Here is a 25,350-nt window from a genome sequence, read left to right as displayed (position 1 = left end):
ATCCTGTGAGCTCCTCCCCCGCGGTTCCCCCAGCCACTGCACCTCTCACATCGACGGCGCTCCTCACGGACCGGTACGAGCTGACCATGCTCGACGCCGCGTTGGCCGATGACACGGCAAGCCGCGCCTGCCTGTTCGAGGTGTTCGCGCGAACCCTTCCGCACGGCCGGCGCTACGGGGTGGTCGCCGGCACCGGTCGGGTGCTCGACCTCATCCGCGATTTCCGGTTCGGTGAACCCGAACTCGACTGGCTCCGCGAGAACGAGGTGGTGCGGCCGGCGACGCTCGACTGGCTCGCGGACTACCGTTTCAGCGGAACGATCCGCGGCTACCGCGAAGGCGAGCTGTACTTTCCGGGCTCGCCGATCCTCACGGTCGAAGCGTCGTTCGCCGAGGGTGTCATCCTCGAGACGCTCGTGCTCAGCGTGTTGAACTACGACTCCTCCGTCGCCGGCGCGGCCGCCCGGATGGTGTCTGCGGCAGCAGGGCGCCCGCTCGCCGAGATGGGATCCCGCCGCACGGGTGAGCGCTCCGCCGTCGCGGCTGCGCGGGCCGCCTACATCGCGGGCTTCGCGGCCACCTCGAACCTGGAGGCGGGGCGCTCCTGGGGAGTGCCGACCATGGGCACCGCCGCCCACGCGTTCACGCTGCTGCACGACTCGGAGGAAGAGGCGTTCCGGTCCCAGATCGAGGCCATGGGGCCCGGGACGACACTGCTCATCGACACCTACGATGTCGAACGGGCTACAGATCTCGCGGTCGAGGTCGCGGGGCCCGCCCTCGGGGCCGTGCGCCTCGACTCGGGTGACCTGCCCGCGCTGGTGGCCTCCGTTCGGGCACGCCTCGATGCCCTCGGCAACCACAACACGAAGATCACGGTGACCAACGACCTCGACGAGTACACGATCGCCGCCCTCGCGGCCACACCGGTCGACTCGTACGGCGTCGGAACCTCGGTCGTCACCGGCTCGGGGTCGGTCGCTGCCGGAATGGTCTACAAGCTCGTCGCCCATCGAGGCGACGACGGCGAGTGGATGTCGGTGGCCAAGCGCTCCGCGAAGAAGAGCACGATCGGTGGCCGGAAGAACGCCGTGCGGCGGCTCGACGACAGGGGCACGGCCACCGCCGAGGTGCTCTACGTCGAGGGGCTGGAGGAGGCGGGTGGCTCTGCTGCCGCTGGGGCCGAGCGTCCTCTCCTGGTCGACCTCGTGGTCGACGGAGTACCGCTCGACGAGCACCTCGGGGCGGCCGGCGTGAAACGAGCACGGGAGCACCACGTCGAGGCGCTTCGCGAGCTGCCGCTGAGCGCGTTCCGTCTCTCGCGCGGCGGTGAGGCGATCATCCCGACCGAGTACGCCGCCGAGCGCGGCCGCTGACTACTCCAGCTGCTGGCTACTCCAGCGACTGACTGCTCCAGCTGCTGGCTACTCGTCGGCGATCAGGCCCTCGTAGATGTCTTTGCAGGTCGGGCAGACCGGGAACTTGTCGGGGTCGCGGCCGGGAACCCACGTCTTGCCGCAGAGCGCCTTCACCGGTGCTCCGCTGAGTGCCGACTCGAGGATCTTCTCCTTCTGCACATAGTGCGAGAAGCGGTCATGGTCGCCCGGATCGAACTGCTCCGCTTCGAGCAGCTCCTCCAGTTCACGGTCGAGCGTCGCGGTACCACCACCGTCGGGCAGCCCGCCGGGCTCTGAAATACTCATGGCAAAAGTCTAACCGCGAACAGACGCCGCGAGGATCTCCGGGCCTCTCCGATTGAAGACGGCGCCGCCGACGATCGTGCCGAGGGCGAGCACCCCCACCCCGGTCAGAACGCCCCACCAGAGCGACGCCCAGTAGAGGTCGGGCTGGCCGAACAGGATGGCCTGCACTCCGAAGACGATCGCCGGCGACGCGACGGCGAGAGTTCCGGCGACCGTGGCCACCTGCACGAACACCGACGTGGAGCCGGTGAGCTGGGGCTGCGTGAAGGGGCTCTCCCCCGGGCGGGTCGCCGCGTACGGGAAGCGCGCCGAAATGAGGTTGCCGAACCCGACCGAAGCGAACAGGAGGCACGAGCTCACCCCGAGGAGGGCGGGAAGGGCCGCGGCATTGCCGGAGACGAAGACGGTGATGACCGAGCCGATCCCGATCAGGGGGAGCCCGATCAGCAGCACCGGCGCCAGACGTCCCAGCCGGTCGGCCAGCCCACGCCGGCCGGACACGATGTGCAGCCAGACGGCGGTGTTGTCGAGCGCGACGTCGTCGTGGATCGCGAACCCGAGGAAGAGGCACATGATCGGCAGCGGCACGAGTGCGTAGTACTCGAGCGGGAAACCCACGACCACCAGTGGTACCGCGAGCAGGATCGGAACGATCGGGATGATGACGAGCGGCACGTAGTAGCGGGGATCGCGAGACCAGTAGGTCAGACTCCGGGCGGCCACAGCCGCCGCGGGTGTCGACGGGAGACTGCCGAACCAGCCGAGTCCCCGCGGCTGCACCTGCTCGTCGCTCTCGGGGCGGGCAGAGGTGAGCATCAGGGCGACGAGCGTACGCCAGGCGAACCAGAGCACAGCCACGGAGACAATCGCGATGAGGAAGCAGAGGAGCGCTCCGCCGCTGTCGCCGTTGGCCGCCGCCGCCGGGATGGCCCAGGCCGCGCCGAGCGGCGTGAAGCTCAGCATCAGGGCGACGCTGAGGCTGAGACTCGAGACCGCGAGCCCCCAGTTGACGGTCAGAGCCAGCGCAACCCCGGGTGCCAGCAGCACGAGCACGAAGACGCCGACGACGCCGGCCACCTCGCGGGAGCGCCGGGTGACGAGCAATAGGGCTGAGAGCGACGAGAAGATCCGGCCGCAGAGCACGCAGGTGGCCACACCGAGCACTGCGCCGACCAGAGCGAGCGGCACACCGAGGGGGGTCGGCGACCAGGCGAGGACCGTGGCCACCGCGAAGACGATCGCGGCGATGACGGGGAGCGCGACGACGGCGCTCACAGCCTCGGCCAGTGCGAGCCGGGGCGCAGGGATGCCGAAGAAGGCGAACCGGCGCGGATCCATCGGATCGTCCCGTTGCAGCAGCAGCGGCACCAGCACGAAGGCCAGCACCACGGCAGAGCCGCCGATCACCGTCTCATTGCGTGCCAGGACCGCATCGGTGCCGGCCAGCCGCGCGATGCGGAGAAAGACAGCGATCACGGCGACGAGTCCGGCGAGCAGGCCGAGGCCGACCACGACACGCCTCGAACGAGAGCCGGTGAAGATGTTCCTGAGGAGCGAAAGCCTCAGTCCAACGAGCTGAGCAACCATTCCATGCCTTTGACTGCTTTGTGCCCACCGGCGAGCTCGATGAACCGGTCTTCGAGAGTGGATCCCTCGCGCACTTCGTCGACGGTGCCGCTCGCCAGAACCTTGCCGTGCACGATGATCGCCACGCCGTCGCAGACGCGTTCGATCATGTCCATGCTGTGGCTGGAGAGCACAACGGTGCCGCCGGCCCCGACGTACCGCTGCAGGATGCCCGTGACGGTGTCGGCCGAGACGGGATCGACGGCCTCGAACGGCTCGTCGAGCACCAGCAACCGGGGCGAGTGGATCATCGAGGCGGCGAGCGCCACCTTCTTGGTCATACCCGCCGAGTAGTCGGAGACGAGGCGGCCGAGTGCGTCCTGCAGTCCGAACGCCTCAGCGAGTTCGTCGGCGCGCTCGCGCACGGCACGACCGTCGAGGCCGCGGAGGGAGCCGGAGTAGTGCAGCAACTGGCGGCCGGTCAGGCGATCGAAGAGCCGCAGCTTGTCGGGCAGCACACCGATGGAGCGTTTGGCGGCCACCGGGTCGGCCCAGACATCCAGCCCGTTCACCCGGATCTCGCCCGAGTCGGGCCGGAGCAGTCCCGTGATCATCGACAGGGTGGTGGTCTTGCCCGCGCCGTTCGGACCCACGATGCCGTAGAAGCCGCCGCGCTGCACCTGGAGGTCGACGCCGTCGACCGCGACAGTCGAGCCGAACCGCTTGACCAGCCCGACCAGCGACAGGGCGGCGACCGGAGCCGCAGCATCCGCCGGTACTCCGGTCTCTTCGACCCCCGCCGGCTCGTCGACTGCCACAGGTTCGTCGGCAATCACGGGTTCATCGAGAACGACGGGTTCATCGGCGACGACGGGTTCGTCGGCAACCGGTGTCTGGTCTGTGGCTGGCGTCTCTTCGACGACGGGCGCCTGATCGGCCACCACCGCCTCGGCCACCACCGCATCGGCCACCACCGCCTCTTCAGCCACGATCGCCTCATCAGCCACCGCCGGAGTGATCGGCTCGCTCGGCAGAATGGTCGCCGCGGTCGTATCGACGGGAGCCTCTGCGCTCGGCGCCGCGCTTCGGGCCTGAGCGGTGCGAGGCGACGTGGTGCGCGGGGTCGTGGTGCGCGGGGTTGTCGTGCGAGGCGTCGTGGTGCGCGGCGTCGTCGTGCGCGGCGTCGTCGCCCTCGGCGTACGGGCTGCAGCGGGCTTCCGCGGGGCCGCCGGCTTCTTCGCCGTCGTGCCGCCTGCACCTGCAGGGCTGCCTGCACCGGGTGCGCTCCCCGAACCGTCAGCCGAAAGTTCCTGCTGGAGCCTGCCCGACGCCGCACCCGGAGCGGGCGAGGTGCGCGGAGCAGGCGAGGTGCGCGCGGCGGGCGACTTCGGTCGAGCGGGTGCGCGACGCACCGGGGTGCGGGCAGGCGCACCGGACGCCGCGGCCGAGGACGATGCTGCAGCGGAGGCGGATGGCGCGCCGGAGACCGACTTCTCGCTCCCGTCTGCGGCGGGGTCTGATTCTGGACTCACTGCTTAAACCTATCAATCCCCGTTGGTGCCGTGCGAAGGGTCTGGCCGGGCCTGCTCACAGGCCGCTCCGGTCCCCCCGGCAGCGCTCGCGCAAGCTCCGACCCAGCATGTATATCACAGAGACTGCGGCACATGCTGAGCCTCGAACCATCGAGCAGAGCCCCATAGAATTGCCGCTCAGCGCGATCCGAAGACCCGTCACGCTCCGACATCCGAGAGGCACACGCACCATGGCATCCAGCGAGCAGGCCCTCCCGCCGGGGGTGAACCCGAGAGTGCTCCAGGGCATCGACAGGGTGCTGAGCATCCATCGCCCCGTTGTGCTGGCGCACATCAGGAGCCTGCGGAAGCGGCACCCCGGCCTCACACCAGCGCAGCTCATAACTGTGCTCGAACGCCACTACCTCGGCGCGGTGACCACCGGCGGGGCCGCGGTGGGCGCCTCGGCCGCGATCCCAGCCGTCGGAACAGTCGCGTCGCTCGCCCTCACGGGGGTCGAGACCCTCGGCTTCCTCGAGGCGACGGCACTGTTCTCCCAGTCGATCACCGAGATCCACGGTATCTCCGTCGAGGATCCGGATCGCGCCCGGGCCCTCGTGATGGCCCTCCTGATGGGCAGCGGCGGCGCGGATCTCGTGCAGCAGCTCGCGAGGCAGGCCGGCGGCGCAGGCGCACCCCGGTCGGAGTTCTGGGGCAGCATGGTGACGAAGAGCCTCCCCCAGGCTGCGGTGGGACCGGTCGCCGACCAGGTCAAGAAGACCTTCCTGAAGCACTTCCTCGCGTGGACCGGTTCGACGGCCGTCGGCCGCCTGCTGCCCTTCGGTGTCGGCGCCGTCATCGGCGGTGCCGGCAACCACGTGCTCGGCCGTCGGGCCGTGAAGAGCGCCCGCACCGCGTTCGGTCCGCCGCCGACGGTCTTCCCGGCCGGGCTCGAGCCGACGGTCGTGCTGCGCGAGAAGACGCCGCGCGCCGTCAAGCCGGGCAGGGCAGTGAAGGCGGAAAAAACTCCGAAAGCAGAGAAGGCTCCGAAGCAGGGCAGGGCACCGAAGTCGCCGAAGGCCGGCAAGGCGCCGAAGCCCCCGAAGGGACCCTCGCGCACAGCTCCCCCGTACACTAACGCTCCGGATGCCAGGCCACCCGCCACCGGCTGGGCGGAGGGGCAGCAGCCCGACTCCACTCCCCCACAGCCGCCGATCTGACGGGGATATCCACACCCTCCGCGGGCCGGTCGCAGCTCGCGGCCGGAGCGTCGGAGGGTCGACGTATCATTCCTGCATGCTCGCCAGCCGAACGTCCGCCACCACCTCGAACCCCTGGGCCGAGGCGGCCTATGCGGTGCCGCTGCGGGTCGACCGCTCTCGAGCCCCGCTGTACCGACTCGCCAACGTCGGCCACGAACCCCTCGAGGGCCTGACGTTCTCGCTCCTCGGCTCCGGGGTGATGAACACCGGCACGCCCCGGCGGCTCGACGTGGGCGCCACCCTCGAGGTGACGATCCGCGGCGAAGACCTCGCGCGTCGGAGCGTCCTCGTGGTGCGCTGGTTCAGGCCCACGGGCGAGGAGTACCTCTGGCGGGTCAGTTTCTGAGCCAGGAGCGAACGGTACGCAGCATCCGCGCGCGTCAGGCCTGGTCGAGGTTGCGTCAGGCCTGGTCGAGGTTGACGATCACCGTGTCGGCGGCGCCCTCGAGGTTGAAGAACCCCGCAAGGTAGCCGAAACCCCAGCTGTAGTGCAGCAGGGGCAGCGCCAGCGCGAACCAGGCACCCGTTCTGAGGTCGAGGCGGGAGGCTGCGACCACGCCGAGCACCACGACCCCCACCAGGTAGACGATCGGCACCAGCAGCAACGCGAAGAGTATCCACGAGATCACGGCCGCCACGCCGATCGCACCGGCGACCAGGCCGAACAGCCCGCCGGCACCGAGAACGAACCCCAGGATCGTGCCGATGACGACCGCGGGCGGAAGAACGAAGCGCAGCTGCTTCTGCTCGGGGAAGGCCCGCGCGAACTCGCCGCGCCAGAGCCCCTCGGCGAACGACGAGCGGGTCAGGTCCACCACGCGCGACGGCGGGCGGTACGTAACCTCGAGCTCAGGCACGAACGCGATCTGGTGCCCGGCCTCCCGTAACCGGGCGTTCAGCTCCCAGGTCTGCCCGTGCCGGATCTCCTCGTCGAAGAGCCCGGCCTCGATGAACATCCGCCGCCGGATGACCTGGTCCTCGGGGATGTTCGTGGGCCCCGCACCGTCAGCCTGCTTCAGCGGATCCGCCGCGAGCCCGTAGCGGTGGGTGAACACCCGCGCGACCGCCCGTTCGAACGCGGTCTCGCCGACAGGCGTCGTGCGCCCGACGAGAGCCGCGGCATCCGTTCGCACCATCGCTTCGACGGCACGCCGGGTGTAGTCGACCGGCAGTTCGCCGCGGGGATCCACCCGGATGATCAGGGAACTCCGCGCCGCGGCAATGGCCTCGTTCAGCCCGATCACCACGGAGGTCGACCTCGTCTCGATGACCGTCAGGCGGGGGTTGAGGCTCGCCGCGTACTCGATGAACTGGCTGGTCCCGTCGATGTTCGGGCCGACCGACACGATGATGTCGAGGCCGAGCGGGTAGCTCTGCGCCGCAATGCTCTGGAGCGCCGCCTCGATGGTGGTGCGGTCGTTCCGCGCGATCAGGATCGCCGTCACAGGAGGCAGCACCGGTGAGGAGGGCGCGGCCGGGGAGGCAGGAAGGGAGTCGTTCATTCGGTCCGCTCGATATTTCTGGGAAGGCCGTTCAGAGGGGGCATCAGCAGGGCGACATCAGCAGGGGGGACGTCTGGCAGAGGGAGGCGCCCAACCGAGCGCATCTGCGCAGGCCGCCTCACACGCCGATAGGCCCGCCGCTTGCAGTCACAGCAAGCGATGAGCCTATCAGGTGGGGTCCGGATGCCCGGCGCGGGTGTCCTGGGGAAGGGCAGGCGCCCCGACGCCTCGAACTGCGGCTAGTTCGCCAGCTGCCCGAGCGTGACGTCGACGGACTTCGATGTGCTGCCGCGGAGGTAGGTCACCGTTGCGGTTCCGCCGGCCGGAAGCACCCGCACCTGGGCGGTGAGGTCGGTGGCGTCGGTGACCGCGATGCCGTTGAAGGCCGTGATGATGTCACCCTTCTGAATGCCGGCAGCGGCGGCCGCGCCCCCGTCGGTGACGGCGACGACGTTCGCCCCGACGACGGTCTGCGTGCTGGAGCTGGCCGCCCCGATCGAGGCACCGAGCAGGCCGTGCGTGGCCGACCCGTTCTTGATGATCTCGTCTGAGATGCGCTTGGCGAAGTTGGCCGGAATCGAGAAACCGACACCGATGCTGCCCGACTGACCGCCCGACGAGCTGCTGCTGCTCGCACTCGCGATCGCCACGTTGATGCCGATCAGCTTGCCCTCCGAGTCGAGCAGCGCGCCGCCCGAGTTGCCCGGGTTGATGGCGGCGTCGGTCTGGATGACAGCCAGCGAGATCGTGCTCGACGCCGTCGACGGAGTCTGCGACTGGCCCTGGCCGGGGATGTCGAAGTTCCAGAAGTCGTAGGGGCTGTCGGTGCTGTTCGGGTCGGGCGTCGCCTGCTCCCCGCTGGTGTCGGGTGCAGCCGACGACGCGACCGTGATGCTGCGGTTCAGCGAGCTGACGATTCCGTTGGTGACGGTGCCGGAGAGGCCGAGGGGCGCACCGATCGCGATGGCGGTGTCGCCGACGTTCAGCTTAAGGGAGTCGCCGAACTCGATCGCGGTGAGGCCCGAGGCATCCTGCAGCTTGACGACGGCGAGGTCGGCGACGGGGTCGGTTCCGACGACCTTGCCCACGTAGATCTTGCCGTCGGCGGCGGTGACCGAGATCGTCGGGCTCGCGGTCGCACCGTCGAGGGTCACGACGTGGGTGTTGGTCAGCACGTAGCCGTCGGCGCTCAGGATGACGCCCGATCCGGTGCCGGAACTCGTCGTTCCGTCGGAGACCGACAGGGTGACGACGGAGGGGGACGCCTTGGCCGCAACGGCCGTGATCAGGTTCGCCGAGTCGGGGTTGTTCACCGTGATCGTCTGCGGGCTGGAAGCCTGGCTGGTCGAATTCGAGCTGTTGTTCGACATCGCCCAGACGCTGATGCCGGCTCCGGATGCTCCACCGATCAGGGCGCCGATAGCCAGTGCAGCGACCAACGCAACACCTCCGCGGCGCTTCGCCGGCGCGTCGGAACGCGCCTCGGCACCGGCCACATCGGGCTGGACCTGTGGCTGGCCGAAGGCGCCGTTACCGTAGTTGGGGAGTGGCACAGCGTTGGGAAGGGGTGTGGTCGGCTGGGTGGCCTGCGCGTATCCGGGCTGGGCGTAGCCGGCGGGCTGGGCGTAGCCCGGGTGCTGGGGCTGTGCGGGGGCTGCTGCCTGCTGGGGCTGCTGCTGCGGCTGCGCAGCGGATGTGGCGGGCTGGTTGTAGCTCGGAACAGCGGGATACACGGGCGCGACCGGGGCGACGGGCGCGACGGCTTCTGTCGGAGCGGTCGGGGCGGTCGGCGCGACGGGGGCGACCGCTTCAGTCGGGGCGGTCGGCGCGACGGGCGTCCCAGCGGCGGTGCTGAGGTTCTCGGTCGGGTTCTCGCTGCTGGGCTGGTCCGCGCTCGGCTGGTGTGCGCTCGGCTGGTGTGCGTGCTCGTTCGGTCGACGATCCGGAATGTCTGCGGGGTTTTCGGTGCTGTCGGTCAATTGGTGCTCCTTCCAAGCGTTCCCAGTTTTCCCGTGCCACCTGTGCATTTTCTATGCGTGGGCTGCGAGCAGACTGTTGTTTCAATTGTGCACCGCGCGAACGGCATCCCCGGTGTCGACGGCACAGGGCTTGACGGTAGGTTGGGGGAATGTCGATCAGTGGACCCTGGCAGCGAACCGCAGTGGGAGCCGGCCTCCTCAAGGCGGATGGGGTCATCCGGCCCACGATCTTCGCCGAGATGAGTGCTCTGGCCCAGGCGACGGGAGCCATCAACCTCGGCCAGGGCTTCCCCGACGAAGACGGTCCCGCCGAGGTTCTGGATGCCGCCCGCCACGCGATCACCGAGGGACAGAACCAGTACCCGCCGGGCCTCGGGATGCCCGTTCTCCGCGAGGCGATCGCCGAACACCAGCAACGGTTCTACGGCCTCGAGATCGACCCCGACCGGCAGGTGCTCGTCACCGCCGGCGCGACGGAGGCGCTCGCCGCGGTCATCCTCGCCTTCGTCGACGACGGCGACGAGGTCGTGACCCTCGAGCCGTTCTACGACGCCTACGGCGGGCTGATCGCGCTCAGCCGGGGTGAGCACCGCACCGTGCCGCTTCGCCTCCCCGACTTCCTCCCCGACCACGACGACCTGCGGGCCGCCGTCACGGATCGCACCAAACTGATCCTCATCAACAACCCGCACAACCCGACCGGCACCGTGCTGCCCCGCGACACCCTCGAGCTCATCGTCGAGCTGGCCCACGAGCACGACGCCCTCATCGTGACCGACGAGGTGTACGAGCACCTCACGTTCGGGCAGCAGCACATCCCGGTCGCCACGCTCCCCGGGGCCTGGCAGCGCACGATCACCATCTCCTCGGGCGGCAAGACGTTCAACACGACCGGCTGGAAGGTCGGTTGGATCACCGCGCGCCACCGGTTGATCACCGCCATCGTTGCCGTGAAGCAGTTCCTCACCTACGTGAACGCCGCGCCGTTCCAGCCCGCGATCGCGGTCGGTCTCGGCCTGCCCGACGGCTACTTCACCGGGATCGCGGACGACCTCCGCCGGAAGCGCGACGTGCTGTCGGCGGGGCTGTCGAAGGCCGGGTTCGGGGTCTTCGAGTCGCAGGCGAGCTATTTCGTCGTCGCCGACGCGGCACCCCTCGGATTCACGGACGGCACCGAGCTCTGCCGCCAACTCCCCGAACTCGCCGGGGTGGTCGCGGTGCCGATCTCGGCCTTCTGCCACGACGACCTCGGGGCCGAGTACTCGTCCCTCGTCCGTTTCGCGTTCTGCAAGCGCACCGACGTACTCGAACTCGCCGCCAAGCAGCTCTCCCGCCTCGGCCGCTGACCGTCCCCGCCCCGCCACCGCCCCGCCACCCACCCACCCACAATCGAGTGGGCGATTTGGGCCCCAAAGCAAGGGTTTTGGGGCCCAAACCGCCCACTCGATGAAGTAGCCGGGGGCGGGAGCGCTCGGGGGCAGGAGAGGGCGGGGGGGCGTCAGCGCGGGACGACGCCGAAGCGCCGGAGCGCGAGCGCGGGGTTCACCCGCCGCACGTCGGCGAGCCGCGACGGCGTGAGGAACGCGACCGCCACGCCGGCCTCGGCGCCGAGGCCGGCCACCGTGACGCCCGTCGGGTCGAGGATCCTGCTCAGCCCCACCCCGCCGGGAGCGGTGTGGTCGGCAGCCGCCACGAACACCGTGTTCTCGATCGCGCGAACCTCCAGCAGCGCGCTCCAGTGCCGCTCCTTGGTCGGCCCCGGCACCCATTCGGCCGGAACCAGCACCAGGTCGACCCCGGCGTCCACCAGCCACCGCGTGACCTCCGGGAAGCGGATGTCGTAGCAGGTCTGCAGCCCGACCGTGAAGCCTGCCACGGTGAAGGTCTGGGGGTGCGCGATGGTGCCGTGCTGCATCCACTGGCTCTCCTGCACGCCGTAGGCGTCGTACAGGTGGAGCTTCCGGTACCGGGCGACGACCTCGCCCGCGGGCGACAGCGCGACCAGCGTGTTGTGCACGCGCGGACCGTCGGCCTTCTCGATGATGCCGGCGACGAGGTGGATGCCGTACTGCACCGCGAGCGCGCCGAGTGCCGTGACGAACTCCCCGTCGACCTCTTCCGCGGCACCGATGGTCTCGCTGCCGAGGGGTGTCACGAAGTGCATGGAGTATTCCGGGAGCACGACGAGCGTCGCGCCCCTGCCCACGGCTGTTTCGACCAGGCCGCGGATCGTCTCGAGATTCGCCGCCTTGTCGCCGCGCGGCGCGAACTGCGCGACGGCCACGCCGAGAGGACCGGCGGTTTCGTCTGCCGGCGCGCTCATGCGAGGTGCGCGATCGCCTTGATGGCGCGGCGGCTGTCCATCGCGGCGTAGGCGTCCGCAATGTTCTCGAAGTCGAATTCGTAGTCGAAGACCAACCCCGGGTTGATCGACCCGTTCAGCACATCGTCGAGGAGCGCCGGCAGGTAGGTCCGCACCGGGGCGAGCCCGCCACCGAGCCCGACGTTGTTGCTGAAGGCCGCCTGCAGCGGGAATTCGACCCCGTGCGGCACGCCGACGAAGCCGACGCGCGAACCCGGGCGGGCGATCGCGAACGCCGTGGTGAACGCCTGGGCGGTCCCGACGCACTCGAGGGTGGCATCGACCCCGATCCCGTCGGTGAGGTCGCGCACCTCGGCCAGAGCGTCGTCGCCCCGCGACGAGACGATGTCGGTCGCACCGAACGCCGTGGCGATGGCCTGTCGCTGGGGGTTGCGGCTGAGCGCGATGATCCGTCCCGCACCGAGGCGGCGGGCGGCGAGCACCCCGCAGAGCCCGACAGCACCGTCGCCGACGACCGCGACCGTCGATCCCGCCACGACGCCGGCACTGACGGCCGCGTGGTGGCCCGTGCCCATCACGTCGGACAGCGTCAGGAGCGAGGGCAGCAGTGCGGCATCCGGAACCCCACCGGGAACCACGACCAGCGTTCCGTCGGCCTCGGGCACCCGCACGTACTCGCCCTGGCCGCCGTCGGTGCCGATCGCCCAGAATCCGCCGTGCACACACGAGGAGGTCACGCCGTGCAGGCAGTGCGGGCAGGTGCCGTCGCTCCACATGAACGGTGCGATGACGAAGTCGCCGACCTTCAGCCCCGTGACCTCGCTGCCGAGTTCTTCGACGACACCGAGGAACTCGTGCCCGATCGGACCGCCACCCTTCCGCTTGCTCTCGCCGCGGTAGTACCAGAGGTCCGAACCGCAGACGCAGGTCGACGTCACCCGCACGATCGCTTCACGCGGGTTCTGGATGACCGGATCGGGCCTCGACTCGACCGAGATGTCGAACGGGGCGTTGTACACGGCTGCTCTCATGGTGCAAGCCTAAGCGTGCTGCTGCTGTCGGTGGCTCGCACGCGGGGCCCACCGCGTAGACTTCCCGTCATGATCGTGGAGTCGCTGGATCGCCTCGCAGCCGGGCGCAACGCGAGCATCCGCATTCCCGAGGAGCAGCGCAGCCACCCGCGCACCGAACGCTCGTTCACCGTGATCACCTGGCTGCTCGCAGTGGAGTTCCTGCTCGGCATCACCGCGCTGGCGATCGCCCTGGTCCTCACCCTCGACGGACAGCAGGTGCCGTGGCCGGTCTGGTTCCGCGGGCTGGTCGTGCTCGGCATCACGACGACCCTGTTCTACTTCGCCTGGCGTGCCCGCGCCGGCTACTACTGGGCCTACTCGAGGCTCCGCCTGTTCAGCAGGATCTTCCCGATCGTCACGCTGGTGATCGCAGCGATCCCGGGGCTCTACCCGCTCTGGATGATCGTCGAACAGATCCTCTTCAGCCTGGTGCTGTTCGGCATCAGCGAATACCTCTCCACCGACCACATGCGCCAGGCCTTCGTGAAACCGTCCGCGCGCGCCGGGCTGGATACCGCAGGGAATACCCCGCCCTCCTGAACGTTTGCTCCTGTATGAGCACGCAGACACTGACACAAGAGAACCACGACCAGACGGTCGCAGACGGCATCGTACTGATCGACTTCTGGGCAGCCTGGTGTGGCCCGTGCCGGCAGTTCGCCCCGGTCTTCGAGGCGACCAGCGAGAAGAACAGCGACATCACCTTCGCGAAGGTCGACACCGAAGACCAGCAGGCGCTGGCGGCGAGCTACGGAATCACGTCGATCCCGACCCTGGTCGTCTACCGTGACGGCATCCCGATCTTCGGCCAGCCCGGTGCCCTGCCGCAGCCGGCGCTCGAAGGGCTCATCGACCAGGTGCGCGCCCTCGACATGACCGAGGTGCGGAAGGAATACGACGAGGCCCTCGCCAAGCGCGAAGCTGAGAGTTCGGCGACGCCTGAGGCATAACTGAATCTTTCTCAGCTACGATGGTGAGCTCACGCCCGAGGGGACCGTGAGCTCACCATTTCCGTACCGAGAGAGATCGATGAAGATCAGACACAATCCCCTGCGCCGACGCCCCCTGAGCCGAAGCCCCCTCCGCAACCTGCTCGCCGTGGCAGCCGTCACCACAGCCCTGGCGGGCGGCGTCGTGGCGATGCCGACCGCCGCCCTCGCCGATGCGGGCGACTCCCCCACCGTCAACGCCATGGCCCCGCTCTGGATGGCCGACTGGTCGAGCGACGGCCCCCAGTGGCAGGCCTTCACCCGGCAGCTCACCGAATTCAAGCGCATCGGCGGCACCGGCATCTCCGTCGACGTGTGGTGGGGCAAGGCGGCCACCAGCCCGACCAGCTACAACTGGGCCTACTACGACAAGACCTTCGGGGCGATCAAGGCCGCAGGTCTCGGCATCGTGCCCGTCATGTCGTTCCACCAGTGCGGTGGCAACGTCGGCGACGACGGCGACTGCAAGACGCCGATCACGATCCCGTCCTTCGTCTGGGCCCCCCTCGCCGTCGGCGGAATCGTCGGCACCCGGCCGGCCGACAACTACTACCAGAGCGAGTACGGCAACATCTCCCGCGAGACGGTCTCGCCGTGGGGCACCGCCGCCGGGCGCACGTACCAGCAGATGAAGAACTTCATGAACGCGTTCGAAGACCACTTCAGCGGCACGGGCGCGGGCAGCGGGGCCGACCTCCGGGGCTCGATCAGCGAGATCGCCCTGAGCGCGGGCGCCTCGGGCGAGCTCCGGGAACCGTCCTACAACGCCCACGACGCGAGCGTCGCCGGTTCGCCGGCGAACTACCCGAACCGCGGTGTGCTGCAGACCTACAGCCCGGCCGCGAAGCAGTCGTTCGCGGAGTGGGTGCTCGCGAAATACGGATCCGTCGCCGGAGCGGCCACGGCCTGGAGCATCCCCGGGCTCACGCTCGACACCATCTCGGCTCCGAACGACCATGAGAACTTCTTCACCTCCGGTTCGTTCAAGAACCTGCAGTACGGCAAGGACTTCACATCGTGGAACACCCAGAGTCTCGTCGGCCACGGCCGGAAGATCCTGAATGCGGCGATCCAGGCGTTCGACGGGGCGTTCAAGAACGTCGACCTGAGTGAGAAGATCCCCGGGGTGCACTGGCAGACGATGACGGCGTCGAGCATCCAGCGTGTCCCCGAAGTCACTGCAGGGCTCATCTCGACCGACACCGACATGAACAGCGCCGCGACCGGGCACGGCTACAACACGATCCTGTCGATGATCGGCGACGTGAACGTGCACGGCGACGGCACCCTCCCGGTGACCCACCGGATCGTGCTGCACTACACCGAGCTCGAGAAACCGAACCTCGTCGACGACGACAAGTACAGGGGCGCCTACTCGGCAGCAGCGGACCAGGTCGGCTGGATCGCCGACGCGGCGTGGAACGCCGGCGTGCTGCTGAAGGGCGAGAATGCCCTGAACGGCGGGCTCTACAGCGACGGCGACGCCTCCCACGCTGGCTGGTCGCACATCCGCCAGGCCTTCGACCGCGACCCGGTGAGGCGCTTCTACGGGCTCACGGTGCTGCGACTGAGCGATGTCGCTACGCCGGGCGACGCCGAGAACGGGATGATCGCCTTCATCCGCGACTACAAGTAGCGACGCCCCCCCCTCCGCTGCAACGAAGAAGCCCCGGGCCGCATGGGCCCGGGGCTTCTTCGAAAGCTGGTGTTCTCGCCTACGCACCGTCGACGTGACGCAGCACCTGCAGCGGAATGAACACGCCGAGGCAGACAGCAACCAGTCCGGAGGAGAAGATCAGCGCACCGAAGTCGGGGAACTCGAAGGCGATGCCGAACAGGAACATACCGCCGATGAACAGTGCCAGCGACAGCACGAGGGCGACGACGGTGGTCACTCCACCCGAGGTCTGCCGGGTTTCAACGGGGCCTTTACCGATCTCAGTCATGAGCCCATCCTAGATCAGACCGGCCCCTCGCCGCGCAGGGCTCGCAGAAGCCTTGACGGGGGGCCACCGAACGTGGTGCCTCGGGAGATCATCCTTCCCGCACCACGTCGGACGGGGCCTTGTCTGTGCGCCAGCCCCGCCAGCTCGGCTGCCGAAGGTGCCCGGATGCCGTCCACTCCGCGAACTCCACCTCGCCGACCAGGGTCGGCTCGATCCAGTGCGCGTCCGCGGCGACGTCCCGCGGGGCATCCGCGAAGGGAGTCGTGTCGCGGGTGAGGTCTGCGACCTGCCCGGCGAGCCTCGCCAGATCCGTGTCACTGAAGCCGGTGCCGACCCGCCCCACGTAGCGGAGCGTGTCACCGTCGGGGATGCCGAGCAGCAGCGAACCGATCGTGTCGGCGCGGCGCCCCTTGCCGGGACGCCAGCCTCCCACCACCACCTCCTGCGAGAAGTGGTGCTTGATCTTGATCCAGGCCCGCGAACGCCTACCCGCCCCGTACGTGCTCTCGTGCTTCTTCGCCATGATCCCTTCGAGACCGAGCGCTCTACTGCTCGCGAACGCCGCGGCGAAGTCCCCGTCGAAGGCCTGCGGCACCTGCACACGGGAACGGGCATCCGGAACCACTGCGCTCTCGAGCAGCTCGCGTCGGTCGTCGTACGACTCGCGCTGCATCGAGCGGCCATCGAGGTGCAGCAGGTCGAAGACGAGGTAGTGCACGGCAACGCTCCGGGCGGCCCGGGCCACCTCTGCCTCGCCCTGCAGGTTCATCCGCTGTTGCAGCCGGCTGAAGTTCGGTCGACCCTTCTCGTCGAGCGCCACGATCTCGCCGTCGAGCACGGCGGAGTGCGCTCCGACGGATGCCCGGATCGGGTCGAGCAGGTCGGGATACTGGCTCGTGACGTCGTTGCCGTTCCGCGTCAGGAGCCGCACGGTGGCCGGAGCAGTGGCCGGAGCCGTGGCCGACGGCGGATCGACGTAGGCGACAGCCCGGATCCCGTCCCACTTCATCTCGAACGCCCAGTCGCCCTGCTCGCCGAGGTCGCGTTCGGCGCCGAGCGTCGCGAGCATCGGCGCGACCAGCTTTCCAGGAATGGCGCGCCCCGCCGATCGGGCCGCGTTGATCGCCGGTGCCTCATCGTCGGGCTGAGGCGGCAGCCCGCGGTGCTTCTCCTCCTGGGCCTTCGTGTACTCCAGCTCCATGCGGTGGATCAGCCAGTTCCTGGCACCCTTTTCGTCGTCGGCGCTGCTCCCACGACCGCCACCGCTACCGCCACCGCGCGACCCGGTGTGGATCAGCGCGAACTTCCGGTCGCCGCCGAGGCCCCCTGCCTTGGTACCGTGGAGCGTCGCGATGACCTCCTTGCCGTCCCGCCACTTCTCGAGGTCGTACGTGCCCTCGTCCCAGATCTCGACCGTTCCTCCGCCGTACTCGCCCTTCGGAATCGTGCCCGCGAACGTCGCGTACTCCAGAGGGTGGGCCTCGGTCTGCACGGCGAGGTGGTTGACCTTCACATCGGTCGGCGGTCCCTTGGGGATCGCCCACGAGACGAGCACCCCGTCGTGCTCCAGCCGGAAGTCGTAGTGCAGCCGCGTCGCGTCGTGCTTCTGGATGACGAACGTGTTGCCGGCGCCCGGCGAGGGCTCCGCATCCGGAACCGGCTCGGGAGTCTTCGCCCCATCACGCATGCTGCGGTAGGTGTGCAGCCGGTCGCGGTCGGCGCCTTCCTGAGCGGCTTCCGGCACCGTCAGCTCACCCCCGCTGCCGCCGTCCTCCCCGCCGCCCAGCAGCACGGCGAGAGGGTCTCCGCGCCGCTTCACCCGAGCAAGCACCTCGGTGTAGTCGAGCTGCGCCAGCGTGGGAGACGCGAGCTCACGCCACGTGCGCGGTGCCGCGACCGTCGGCTGCGAACGCCCCCGGAGCGAATAGGGCGCCACCGTGGTCTTGGACCCGTTGTTCTGGCTCCAGTCCACGAGCACGCGGCCGACCCGCAGCGTCTTCTTCATGTCGCTCACAATGAGGTCGGGGTTGTCGACCTCGAGGATCCGCGCGAGCTCGTGCGCGACTGCGGAGACCTGGTCGGAGCTCTGGCTGCCGTCGAGCGCGGCGTAGAGGTGGATGCCCTTGCTCCCGCTCGTGACCGGCACCGGTTCGAGCCCCATGCCCTGCAGGATCGTGCGGGCGAGCTTGGCGACCTCGACGCACTCGGCGAGGCCGACCCCGTCGCCCGGGTCGAGGTCGAGCACGAGCCGATCGGGGTTCCGCCTGGCGCCCCGCGGCCCGAACCGCCACTGCGGGACGTGCAGTTCGAGGGCGGCGATCTGCGCCAACCAGGTGAGAGTCGCGCGGTCGTTGACCAGCGGATATTCGTTTGCATGGTCGGAGTGCTCGATCGCATGCCTGCGCACCCACGACGGCGTCGAATCGTCGAGGTTCTTCTGAAAGAACATCTCACCCGGATGCTCCGCCGTGCCCACACCGTGCACCCAGCGCTTTCGCGTGGCGGCCCGGTCGCGGGTGTGCGGTATCAGGTGGTCGGCGATCTCGGAGTAGTACTGCAGCACATCCGCCTTCGTGGTGCCGGTCTCCGGGTAGAGCACCTTCTCGAGATTGGTGAGCTTCAGCCGGTGCCCGTCGATGTCGACGATCACATCGGACGTGTTGGCGGATGCCCGGGAACGGGATGCCCGGGAGCCTGACCTTCGCTGTGCGGCGCTCATGGCCCCATCCTGCCCGCGCCGGCGTCAAGGCACTAGCTCTTGACGGGTCGCCGCGCCACACTGGAGGGCATGAGATCCATTTGGAAGGGTGCCATCACGTTCGGGCTGGTGAACGTGCCCGTGAAGGTCTACAGCGCGACCGAAGATCATGACATCTCGCTGCACCAGGTGCACGACAAGGACGGCGGGCGCATCCGGTACCAGCGTGTCTGCGAGATCGACGGAAAAGTGGTCGAATACGCGCACATCGACAAGGCCTACGACGACGGGGAACGCACGGTGATCATCACCGCGGACGATCTCGCCTCCCTGCCCGCCGAGAAGAGCCGCGAGATCGACGTCGTCGAGTTCGTGCCGAGCGACCAGATCGATCCGATCCGGTTCGACAAGAGCTACTACCTCGAACCCGATTCGAAGTCGTCGAAGGCCTACGCCCTGCTCCGCCGTACGCTCGAAGAGACGGAGCGCGTCGCCATCGTCCACTTCGCCCTCCGCCAGAAGAGCCGTCTCGCCGCCCTCCGGGTGACCGGCGACGTTCTGTTGCTGCAGACCCTCCTCTGGGACGACGAGGTACGGGAGGCGAAGTTCCCGAGTCTGGATGACCATCCCACCGTCACCCGCAAGGAACTCGACATGTCGGCCAAGCTCGTCGACTCGTACTCGACCGACTTCGAACCCGGCAAGTTCAGCGACGACTACCAGCTGCAGTTGCGCGAACTCATCGACGCCAAGCTGGCCAAGGGCGACTCGGTGGACACCGAGGAGACGTTCGGCGAGACATCCGACGACGAGGACGAGGACAGTTCGGGCGGCGAGGTGCTCGACCTGATGGAGGCGCTCCGCCAGAGCGTCGAGAAGAGCCGCGGATCGCGCGAGACAGCGGCCAAGACTCCGGCCCGTTCGAAGAAGAGCGCGAGTTAGTTGTCCCTTTAACAGATTCCTCCCAATCGGGATCGCTATTCTGACTCAGGCACACCTGCGAGAACACCCCCCTGAGAAGAAGAGGCTCCCCCCGTGGCATCCGGTAACAACAACAACGCCCTGACCGTCAAGCAGGAGCGCGACGCTCGCCGGGCCGAGAAGGTCGCGGCCATGAAGCGCGAACAGGCGAGGCAGACGCGCAACCGCCGGATCGGCATCGGTGGCGGTATCGGCGCGGCCGCCCTGATCATCGTGCTGGTCATCGTCTTCGTGGTCACCGGATCGGGTTCCACCCCCGCCCCCGTCGCGACGAAGGCCGAGGGCGTGCAGACCTTCACCGGACTCACCCAGAACCACGTCACCGGCACCGTGGACTACCCGCAGGTTCCCCCGGTCGGCGGCAACCACGCGGCCGTCTGGCTGAACTGCGGCGTCTACGACCAGCCGGTCCCCAACGAGAACGCGGTGCACGACCTCGAGCACGGCGCCGTCTGGGTCACCTACGACGCCTCCCAGGTCAGCGGAGACCAGCTCACCGCACTGCGCGCGGCGCTCCCCACCACCTACATCGTGCTCTCCCCCTACGTGGGCCTGCCCTCCCCCGTGGTCGCCTCGGCGTGGGGCGCCCAGATCCAGCTGACCGGAGTCGACGACACGCGGCTCGCCGACTTCCTGAAGACGTACTGGCAGTCGCCGGACGCGCCCGAGCCGGGCGCCGCCTGCACCGGTGGTGTGACCGCTCCCGGCCTGGTGTCGTGACCGGATTGGACGATGATGCCGACCTGATGGCCGATAGTGACGACGGCGCCGGATCCACAGCTGCTTCGCGGTCGAGTCGCACGGTTCGGATGCGCATCGCGATCGCCATCGGCGCGGTGCTCCTCGTCGCGATCGGCCTGGTTGTCGGACGGGTGACCACACCCACGATCACCTACCCGTCGACACTCAGTGCCGAAGCCGGTTTCGCCCGCGACATGCAGGTTCACCACCAACAGGCCATCGACATGGCGATGACGGTACGGGAGCAGACCACCGACCCCGAGGTCAGTCAGCTCGCCTACGACATCGCGACCTCCCAGGGGCAGCAGGCCGGCCAGATGTTCGCGTGGCTGAACCTCTGGGGCCTCCCCCAGGTCTCCCCGTCGCCGCAGATGACGTGGATGACGCTGCCGACGCTCGACCAGAGCGCCTCCGACCACGGCATGAACATGAGCTCCACGGAGTCGACTCCCGGCGCCGGGGACGCCTTCGTGCCCGGCACACTCATGCCCGGGATGGCCTCCGCCGCGGACCTTGCGAACCTCCGGACGCTCACCGGCGTCGATGCAGAGAAACTCTTCCTCACCCTGATGATCGCGCACCACAGGGGCGGCGTGGAGATGGCGCAGGCGCTTGTCGAGCGGTCGACCAACGCGGACGTGCTCGCCCTCGCCAACTCGATCATCAAGGCGCAGTCCAGCGAGATCGGCTACATGACCGAGCTGCTCGCCGCCCGCTCCTAGGCTCCTGCGCCTAGGCTCCCCTCCCGCCCCGCGGTGGGTGCGCGGCGATGCCGGCGTGTTCCTGCGGCTCTTCGCTGACCGCGCGCTGCCCGACGTGCGCTGTCGCACGCCGTCTGCTGCCGCGCCCTGCGGGCTTGCCTTCGGTGGGTGTGGTTCTGGATGCGCGTGGCTGGAGCGGTGGAGTAGCCGGGCATGCGGCGCACGACCCTGGGATGGTCGGCTGGGTGGCCGGGATCAGGGCGTCGTTCTACCCGGTGTCGCTCTGACGGTGTTCGAGCCACCAATCGGTCGGTGGCGGAATGCTCGATTGAGACTCGCCGGGTCGGGGGTCGTGGTGGGGAGGGGCGCAGGCTGGGGGGTCGCTCGAATCTCGGTTGGGCTGTGGGGTTGGGGGTGGGCGGTGCCGGGCGGGGTTGTGCGGGCCCGGCGGGTGGGAGCCGATTCGTTGTCTGGCCCGGTTTTGTTGGCAGGGTCTGGGGGTTTGGGTCCAGTCGAGCCATTCCGGTGGGATGAGGTGCGGGGTGCCGTTCCGGATGGTGAGTGTCCAGTGTGTTTTGTGCACGTTCGTGTGGTGAAAGTGGCATAGCAGCGCCCCGTTGTCGATATCCGTGAACCCGCCAGGGTGGGTGTCGGATTGCCACCCGTCGACGTGATGCGACTCGCACCAGGACGGGGGTGCGTCGCAGCCCGGCCACACACACCCACCATCCCGCGCCGCGAGGGCACGGTTCTGCGCGGCCGTGAACAGGCGCCGAGTCTTCCCGTGCTGGAGCACCTGCCCGTGCTCCCCGAACAGGGTCGTGATCACATCCCCATGACACAGAAGCGCCTCGACCGTCGAGTACGGAACAGGGGCGGTCAGGCCGTCGATCCAACCCACACCGCGCCCGGACACCACGTCTTCGAGGGTGGCGTGCAGGTTCACGGTGGGTGCGGCACCATTCAGGCGCGGCATCTCCGGCCTGCCCGCCGCGACCTGCACCAAATTCACAAGCGCATCTGCACGTTTCTGACCCACGGTGCGGGTATCCGCGATCAGACCATCGACCGGCACATCGTCGGGTGCCGGCGGGTCGGCCGGGTCGGGTTCGAACGCGACGATCCGCGGGGACGTGCTTGGTTCCAACGCTGACGCGACGATCGCGGCCATCGACGGGGACAACAGACCCCGGATCGACGTCATCCCCGAACGGTGCGCCTTCAACTCCAGATACCGCTTCTCGTGCAAGTCAGCCCCACGAGGCTCAGCACCGTCGGGGTCGAGGTGCTCCCGGCACCGGATCGCCAGGGCATCCACCTCATTCGCCGAATACCCGAAACCGCCCGACGTCTGCTGCGCCAACCCCACCAGATCAGCTTCCGCCTCCGAGATCTCCTCAGTGAAACCCACCTTCGCCGCGGCCTCGGAGAGACGGCGCGTGATCGCGGTCGCCGCATCCACCCCCAGATCACCCCGCGCGAGCGCCCCCGCGACGAGCGGGAACCGCGGCAGGTTCGGCAACCCCGCCAGCGACATAGTCGTATGCACCTGCGAGGCCAGCCTTACCCTTTCCTTGACCGTCTGCTCCCGCACCCCCGTCACCGCAGCCACGAACTTCGGCACGGTACGGAAGTTATGCGACCGGGCAAGCCCGTCCGCGCCGTACTCGGCAGCAGAACGAGCCGCCACCTCCCCAACCACCCTGATACGTAACCCGTCGATGATCCGGCCCAACGACTCCACCTGCACCACCCCCGCCACCAGGGCGTCGTCGGCAAGCCCGCAGGGCGCGGCAGCCCCACCGGCACCGGCCAACAATGCGTCAAACTGCCGCCGGGCATCCAGAACCCACTGCATCACCGAAGCGATGTCGGGGACGGGAGCGGCTGGCTGGTTCATACCCACAGTCAAACACCAACCACTGACATTGCCTCAACAATGCCTCTTTGGCCGGTTTCGAGTGGGCTCGCTACTTCAGCTTCACTGTGAGAACGAGAACGCCACTGTTCGAATCGGGCTTGGTGCCGTTTCGCGCTTCGACGGTGAAGGTGGAGGTCCCCGCCTTGGTGGGTGTGCCGCTGAGTGTTCCCGAGCTGGTGAGGGTGAGTCCGGCGGGAAGTGCGCCCGACGTGACGGTAAAGGTGGGCTTGGGATAGCCGCTCGCGATGAAGGTGTATGAGTACGTCGATCGGAGGACCCCGGGCGGTGGGGACTTCGCTGTGAGGATCGGTGCGACGGTCTGCGGATTCACGGTGAGGGTGAGCGACGCTGTGGTGGCGTCGGGAAGGATTCCGTTGCTGGCTGTGACACGGAATGTCGTTGTGCCCGCACGGGTGGGTACACCCGACAGCTTTCCACTGCTGCTGAGGGCCAGCCCGGGGGGAAGCGTGCCGGATGTCACCGCGAAAGTGGGCCGGGGGTTCCCTGTCGCAGACACGGTATAGGTGTAGGCGGTCTGGACCGTGCCCTGGGGTACGGCGCCGATGGTGATCTTCGGTGCTGACCAAGCGGGACCAATTGTCAGGGTGATCGGGCCGGTGGTCGCGTCAGGACCGATCCCGCTGCTCGCGGTGACGGTGAAGGTCGAACTTCCGACGCTGGTGGGTGTGCCCAAGAGTGTGCCTGTTGAGGAGAGGGTGAGGCCGGTTGGCAGCTTGCCCGTGGCGAGTGAGAAAGTCGGCGCAGGGTTGCCGCTTGCAGTGAACCTGTAACCGTACGCGCCGCCAACCGTGCCTGCCGGTGGGGTCTGGGACGTGAATGTGGGCGCGAGGGGGCCGGTGGGTGTCGACGGGATGGAGAAGGCCGGGTTGGCACACGTGCTGAGATCCTTGTTCAAAGACTCGGATCCAGGAACGTAGAGAAGCCGACTGAACGCCGCTCGCACCAGGTTCTTCGGCAGGGGCGCGTAGCCGAGACTTTCCGCCCTCTGCTGGCCCGCACAGAGCGCGTAACGCGCAAAGGCCGTCAGGGAGGCGCCCTTTGCGGTGGTGAACATTTTGTTCTCTGCCGCAGGGATGATCATGTTGGTGTAATACGAGAGCGGGTACGCCCGCACGTCGGTGCTGTTGTAGGCGCCAGCGAGGTCGCTGGCCGAGTTCGGGTCTGCGGCGGTCGTCCGCGAACTCATGAGAGCGACGGCCACCGCTGTCGCCGTTGGAGCAGCGTATGCACCTGCCACGTTCCGCACCTCTGCTGTGGGGAAGCCGCTCTTCACCGCGTAGCTGTTCTCCACGTACGTGATGGCACCTTCGCCATAGTCCTGGCTGACAAAGCCGGCGACACCCAGAGAGCCCGACTGCGACTTGGCATTGCCGAAAGCGGGGAACTGGGCCGTTGAACCACAGGGGCTGGATCGCCCGACGCCGGCGCAGAAAGCGTTCCACAGTCGCGGGTATTGACCGGACATCCAGCCGGTGAACTGCGCTGTGGAACCGGAGGCGTCGGAACGGAGCACCGGTACAATGGCTTTGTCCGGCAGCGGCAGCGTCGGGTTGTCGGATGCTATGCGGGGGTCGTTCCAGTTGGTGATTGTCCCCGTGAAGATGCGGGTGACCGTCTCTCCGCTCAGCCGCAGGCTGGTGACCCTGGTCCCGTTGATCTTCAGGTTGTACATGAAAGTGGTCGCACCGGCCGCGATAGGGACGGTCGTGTACGGAGTTCTCGGCAGTTCGGGTGCGGAACCGTCCTCCGGATGGGCCTGGAATGGCATCTCACTGATCGCGAAGTCGACGCTCTCGTTGAGGAAGTCCTGCCGACCCGCCGCAGAACCATTTCCGAAATAGTTGACGGTCTGCCCCGTGTCCATCGCGAGGTCTTTTCTCCACCCGTCGAGAGCGTTCTGTGCCCAGGTGGAACCGCTCCCTGATATCGGCAGCAGCATCTCTGCGTGGGCGGGGGCCGCGACAAAGCCAGCGGCCGAAACGGCGACGAGCGCACCCGCCATGACGCCCGAGAGGCGACGAAGGTACTGTCGACGAACGCTGAACATGGCTCCCCCTTTTCACCGGTGGACGAAACCTAGAGGGCCCTTGTGAACAGCGTGTGGAATCGGGATGGACGGGGTCCGGAATACTCGCACGAATCAGCGCACACACAACACAGAAGGTCCGGAACCTTGACGGTTCCGGACCTTCTGTGTTGATACGTTCTGTTGCGGGGACAGGATTTGAACCTGCGACCTCTGGGTTATGAGCCCAGCGAGCTACCGAACTGCTCCACCCCGCGCCGCTACCTGAGTTGGTTCCCCCAGTCTACCTCACACCTGGAGTTCCGTCCGCCCCACCGAGATCCTGAGCGCATGTACCGGACGCCGCATTCCGCTAGCGTGAGGGTCGGGAATGGGTCGGTCACGGTCGTCGTGGGAGGGTGGACGCT

Annotated in this window: 22 protein-coding genes and 1 tRNA gene; 11 read left to right on the top strand and 12 right to left on the bottom strand. The window is 68.3% G+C overall.

From position 1 onward, the window contains the following. Positions 1-5: 5 nt before the first annotated feature. Positions 6-1,376: a nicotinate phosphoribosyltransferase gene (locus FB464_RS03645; protein WP_281279732.1), complete on the top strand. Its 1,371-nt coding sequence runs from the start codon at positions 6-8 to the stop codon at positions 1,374-1,376. Between the two features lie 48 nt (positions 1,377-1,424). Here the strand turns inward: FB464_RS03645 and FB464_RS03640 are convergent, their stop codons facing one another. The 3 genes from FB464_RS03640 to FB464_RS03630 are packed head-to-tail and all read right to left on the bottom strand — an operon-like array spanning position 1,425 to position 4,276. After that, complete coding sequence (locus FB464_RS03640; RefSeq protein WP_116415059.1) at positions 1,425-1,703, bottom strand: DUF3039 domain-containing protein; 279 nt, start codon at positions 1,701-1,703, stop codon at positions 1,425-1,427. 9 nt (positions 1,704-1,712) lie between these two features. Further along, positions 1,713-3,290, bottom strand: coding sequence for an ABC transporter permease (locus FB464_RS03635; RefSeq protein ID WP_142206600.1), 1,578 nt, complete (start codon positions 3,288-3,290; stop codon positions 1,713-1,715). Continuing rightward, the gene (locus tag FB464_RS03630; RefSeq protein WP_246092914.1) at positions 3,266-4,276 is read right to left on the bottom strand and encodes an ABC transporter ATP-binding protein; all 1,011 of its coding nucleotides are present in this window, start codon (positions 4,274-4,276) and stop codon (positions 3,266-3,268) included. Before FB464_RS03630 ends, FB464_RS03635 begins: the two co-directional genes overlap by 25 nt. Before the next feature lie 106 nt (positions 4,277-4,382). Between FB464_RS03630 and FB464_RS03625 the strand changes: the two genes are divergently transcribed. The 3 genes from FB464_RS03625 to FB464_RS03615 all read left to right on the top strand — a co-directional run bounded on the left by FB464_RS03625 (position 4,383) and on the right by FB464_RS03615 (position 6,388). After that, on the top strand, positions 4,383-4,808 hold the full coding sequence (locus FB464_RS03625; RefSeq protein ID WP_142206599.1) for a hypothetical protein: 426 nt from the start codon (positions 4,383-4,385) through the stop codon (positions 4,806-4,808). Positions 4,809-5,031: 223 nt separating this feature from the next. Then, the gene (locus tag FB464_RS03620) at positions 5,032-6,000 is read left to right on the top strand and encodes a hypothetical protein (protein WP_116415062.1); all 969 of its coding nucleotides are present in this window, start codon (positions 5,032-5,034) and stop codon (positions 5,998-6,000) included. Positions 6,001-6,076: 76 nt separating this feature from the next. Next, a complete protein-coding gene (locus tag FB464_RS03615) occupies positions 6,077-6,388 on the top strand; it encodes a hypothetical protein (protein WP_116415063.1) in 312 nt (103 codons plus the stop codon). Positions 6,389-6,443: 55 nt separating this feature from the next. On the opposite strand, the gene FB464_RS03610 is transcribed toward FB464_RS03615, so the two are convergent. Further along, positions 6,444-7,544: a glycosyltransferase gene (locus tag FB464_RS03610; RefSeq protein ID WP_116415064.1), complete on the bottom strand. Its 1,101-nt coding sequence runs from the start codon at positions 7,542-7,544 to the stop codon at positions 6,444-6,446. A gap of 239 nt (positions 7,545-7,783) precedes the next feature. After that, a complete protein-coding gene (locus tag FB464_RS03605; RefSeq protein ID WP_246092913.1) occupies positions 7,784-9,523 on the bottom strand; it encodes a trypsin-like peptidase domain-containing protein in 1,740 nt (579 codons plus the stop codon). A gap of 149 nt (positions 9,524-9,672) precedes the next feature. Here FB464_RS03605 and FB464_RS03600 point away from each other — a divergent pair, with 149 nt between their 5' ends. Beyond that, complete coding sequence (locus tag FB464_RS03600) at positions 9,673-10,869, top strand: aminotransferase class I/II-fold pyridoxal phosphate-dependent enzyme (RefSeq protein WP_116415066.1); 1,197 nt, start codon at positions 9,673-9,675, stop codon at positions 10,867-10,869. A gap of 152 nt (positions 10,870-11,021) precedes the next feature. Here the strand turns inward: FB464_RS03600 and FB464_RS03595 are convergent, their stop codons facing one another. Together FB464_RS03595 and FB464_RS03590 are read right to left on the bottom strand one after the other, a co-directional pair. Next, positions 11,022-11,846 carry a carbon-nitrogen hydrolase family protein gene (locus tag FB464_RS03595; RefSeq protein ID WP_116415067.1) on the bottom strand — a complete coding sequence of 275 codons (825 nt, stop codon included), beginning with the start codon at positions 11,844-11,846 and terminating at the stop codon, positions 11,022-11,024. Further along, positions 11,843-12,877, bottom strand: coding sequence for a zinc-dependent alcohol dehydrogenase family protein (locus tag FB464_RS03590; protein WP_116415068.1), 1,035 nt, complete (start codon positions 12,875-12,877; stop codon positions 11,843-11,845). Before FB464_RS03590 ends, FB464_RS03595 begins: the two co-directional genes overlap by 4 nt. Positions 12,878-12,946: 69 nt before the next feature. Between FB464_RS03590 and FB464_RS03585 the strand changes: the two genes are divergently transcribed. The 3 genes from FB464_RS03585 (at position 12,947) to FB464_RS03575 (ending at position 15,544) form a co-directional block, all read left to right on the top strand. Then, complete coding sequence (locus FB464_RS03585; RefSeq protein ID WP_116415069.1) at positions 12,947-13,459, top strand: hypothetical protein; 513 nt, start codon at positions 12,947-12,949, stop codon at positions 13,457-13,459. Between the two features lie 14 nt (positions 13,460-13,473). Continuing rightward, complete coding sequence (trxA, locus tag FB464_RS03580; RefSeq protein ID WP_116415070.1) at positions 13,474-13,869, top strand: thioredoxin; 396 nt, start codon at positions 13,474-13,476, stop codon at positions 13,867-13,869. 79 nt (positions 13,870-13,948) lie between these two features. After that, on the top strand, positions 13,949-15,544 hold the full coding sequence (locus FB464_RS03575) for a family 14 glycosylhydrolase (protein ID WP_116415071.1): 1,596 nt from the start codon (positions 13,949-13,951) through the stop codon (positions 15,542-15,544). 79 nt (positions 15,545-15,623) lie between these two features. Here FB464_RS03575 and FB464_RS03570 read toward each other — a convergent pair whose 3' ends face one another. Then, complete coding sequence (locus FB464_RS03570; RefSeq protein ID WP_142206597.1) at positions 15,624-15,854, bottom strand: hypothetical protein; 231 nt, start codon at positions 15,852-15,854, stop codon at positions 15,624-15,626. 88 nt (positions 15,855-15,942) lie between these two features. Further along, entirely contained in the window at positions 15,943-18,573 is a 2,631-nt protein-coding gene (locus tag FB464_RS03565) for an ATP-dependent DNA ligase (protein ID WP_116415073.1), read from the bottom strand. 69 nt (positions 18,574-18,642) lie between these two features. Here FB464_RS03565 and ku point away from each other — a divergent pair, with 69 nt between their 5' ends. The 3 genes from ku to FB464_RS03550 all read left to right on the top strand — a co-directional run bounded on the left by ku (position 18,643) and on the right by FB464_RS03550 (position 20,996). Next, positions 18,643-19,494: a non-homologous end joining protein Ku gene (ku, locus tag FB464_RS03560; RefSeq protein ID WP_116415074.1), complete on the top strand. Its 852-nt coding sequence runs from the start codon at positions 18,643-18,645 to the stop codon at positions 19,492-19,494. A gap of 93 nt (positions 19,495-19,587) precedes the next feature. Next, positions 19,588-20,253, top strand: a complete 666-nt coding sequence (locus FB464_RS03555) for a thioredoxin-like domain-containing protein (RefSeq protein ID WP_246092912.1) — start codon at positions 19,588-19,590, stop codon at positions 20,251-20,253. Then, a complete protein-coding gene (locus FB464_RS03550) occupies positions 20,250-20,996 on the top strand; it encodes a DUF305 domain-containing protein (RefSeq protein ID WP_246092911.1) in 747 nt (248 codons plus the stop codon). The genes FB464_RS03555 and FB464_RS03550 overlap by 4 nt, the downstream gene beginning before the upstream one ends. A 247-nt stretch (positions 20,997-21,243) precedes the next feature. Here the strand turns inward: FB464_RS03550 and FB464_RS03545 are convergent, their stop codons facing one another. From FB464_RS03545 to FB464_RS03535, 3 genes are all read right to left on the bottom strand, one after another. Then, positions 21,244-22,875, bottom strand: a complete 1,632-nt coding sequence (locus FB464_RS03545; protein WP_116415075.1) for an HNH endonuclease signature motif containing protein — start codon at positions 22,873-22,875, stop codon at positions 21,244-21,246. A gap of 70 nt (positions 22,876-22,945) precedes the next feature. Then, a complete protein-coding gene (locus FB464_RS03540) occupies positions 22,946-24,964 on the bottom strand; it encodes a substrate-binding domain-containing protein (protein WP_116415076.1) in 2,019 nt (672 codons plus the stop codon). Between the two features lie 162 nt (positions 24,965-25,126). Continuing rightward, a tRNA-Met gene (locus FB464_RS03535) sits at positions 25,127-25,200 on the bottom strand. Between the last annotated feature and the right edge of the window lie 150 nt (positions 25,201-25,350).

It is taken from the genome of Subtercola boreus (assembly GCF_006716115.1).
Lineage (GTDB): Bacteria > Actinomycetota > Actinomycetes > Actinomycetales > Microbacteriaceae > Subtercola > Subtercola boreus.
Note: the sequence above shows the minus strand (reverse complement) of the source record. Positions and strands in the feature narration are given on the sequence as shown.

Coding starts and splice junctions, on each gene's coding strand:
- FB464_RS03640 (WP_116415059.1), bottom strand. CDS start 1,703: ATGAGTATTTCAGAGCCCGGCGGGCTGCCCGACGGTGGTGGTACCGCG.
- FB464_RS03635 (WP_142206600.1), bottom strand. CDS start 3,290: ATGGTTGCTCAGCTCGTTGGACTGAGGCTTTCGCTCCTCAGGAACATC.
- FB464_RS03620 (WP_116415062.1), top strand. CDS start 5,032: ATGGCATCCAGCGAGCAGGCCCTCCCGCCGGGGGTGAACCCGAGAGTG.
- FB464_RS03615 (WP_116415063.1), top strand. CDS start 6,077: ATGCTCGCCAGCCGAACGTCCGCCACCACCTCGAACCCCTGGGCCGAG.
- FB464_RS03610 (WP_116415064.1), bottom strand. CDS start 7,544: ATGAACGACTCCCTTCCTGCCTCCCCGGCCGCGCCCTCCTCACCGGTG.
- FB464_RS03600 (WP_116415066.1), top strand. CDS start 9,673: ATGTCGATCAGTGGACCCTGGCAGCGAACCGCAGTGGGAGCCGGCCTC.
- FB464_RS03595 (WP_116415067.1), bottom strand. CDS start 11,846: ATGAGCGCGCCGGCAGACGAAACCGCCGGTCCTCTCGGCGTGGCCGTC.
- FB464_RS03590 (WP_116415068.1), bottom strand. CDS start 12,877: ATGAGAGCAGCCGTGTACAACGCCCCGTTCGACATCTCGGTCGAGTCG.
- FB464_RS03585 (WP_116415069.1), top strand. CDS start 12,947: ATGATCGTGGAGTCGCTGGATCGCCTCGCAGCCGGGCGCAACGCGAGC.
- trxA (WP_116415070.1), top strand. CDS start 13,474: ATGAGCACGCAGACACTGACACAAGAGAACCACGACCAGACGGTCGCA.
- FB464_RS03575 (WP_116415071.1), top strand. CDS start 13,949: ATGAAGATCAGACACAATCCCCTGCGCCGACGCCCCCTGAGCCGAAGC.
- FB464_RS03570 (WP_142206597.1), bottom strand. CDS start 15,854: ATGACTGAGATCGGTAAAGGCCCCGTTGAAACCCGGCAGACCTCGGGT.
- FB464_RS03565 (WP_116415073.1), bottom strand. CDS start 18,573: ATGAGCGCCGCACAGCGAAGGTCAGGCTCCCGGGCATCCCGTTCCCGG.
- ku (WP_116415074.1), top strand. CDS start 18,643: ATGAGATCCATTTGGAAGGGTGCCATCACGTTCGGGCTGGTGAACGTG.
- FB464_RS03545 (WP_116415075.1), bottom strand. CDS start 22,875: ATGAACCAGCCAGCCGCTCCCGTCCCCGACATCGCTTCGGTGATGCAG.
- FB464_RS03540 (WP_116415076.1), bottom strand. CDS start 24,964: ATGTTCAGCGTTCGTCGACAGTACCTTCGTCGCCTCTCGGGCGTCATG.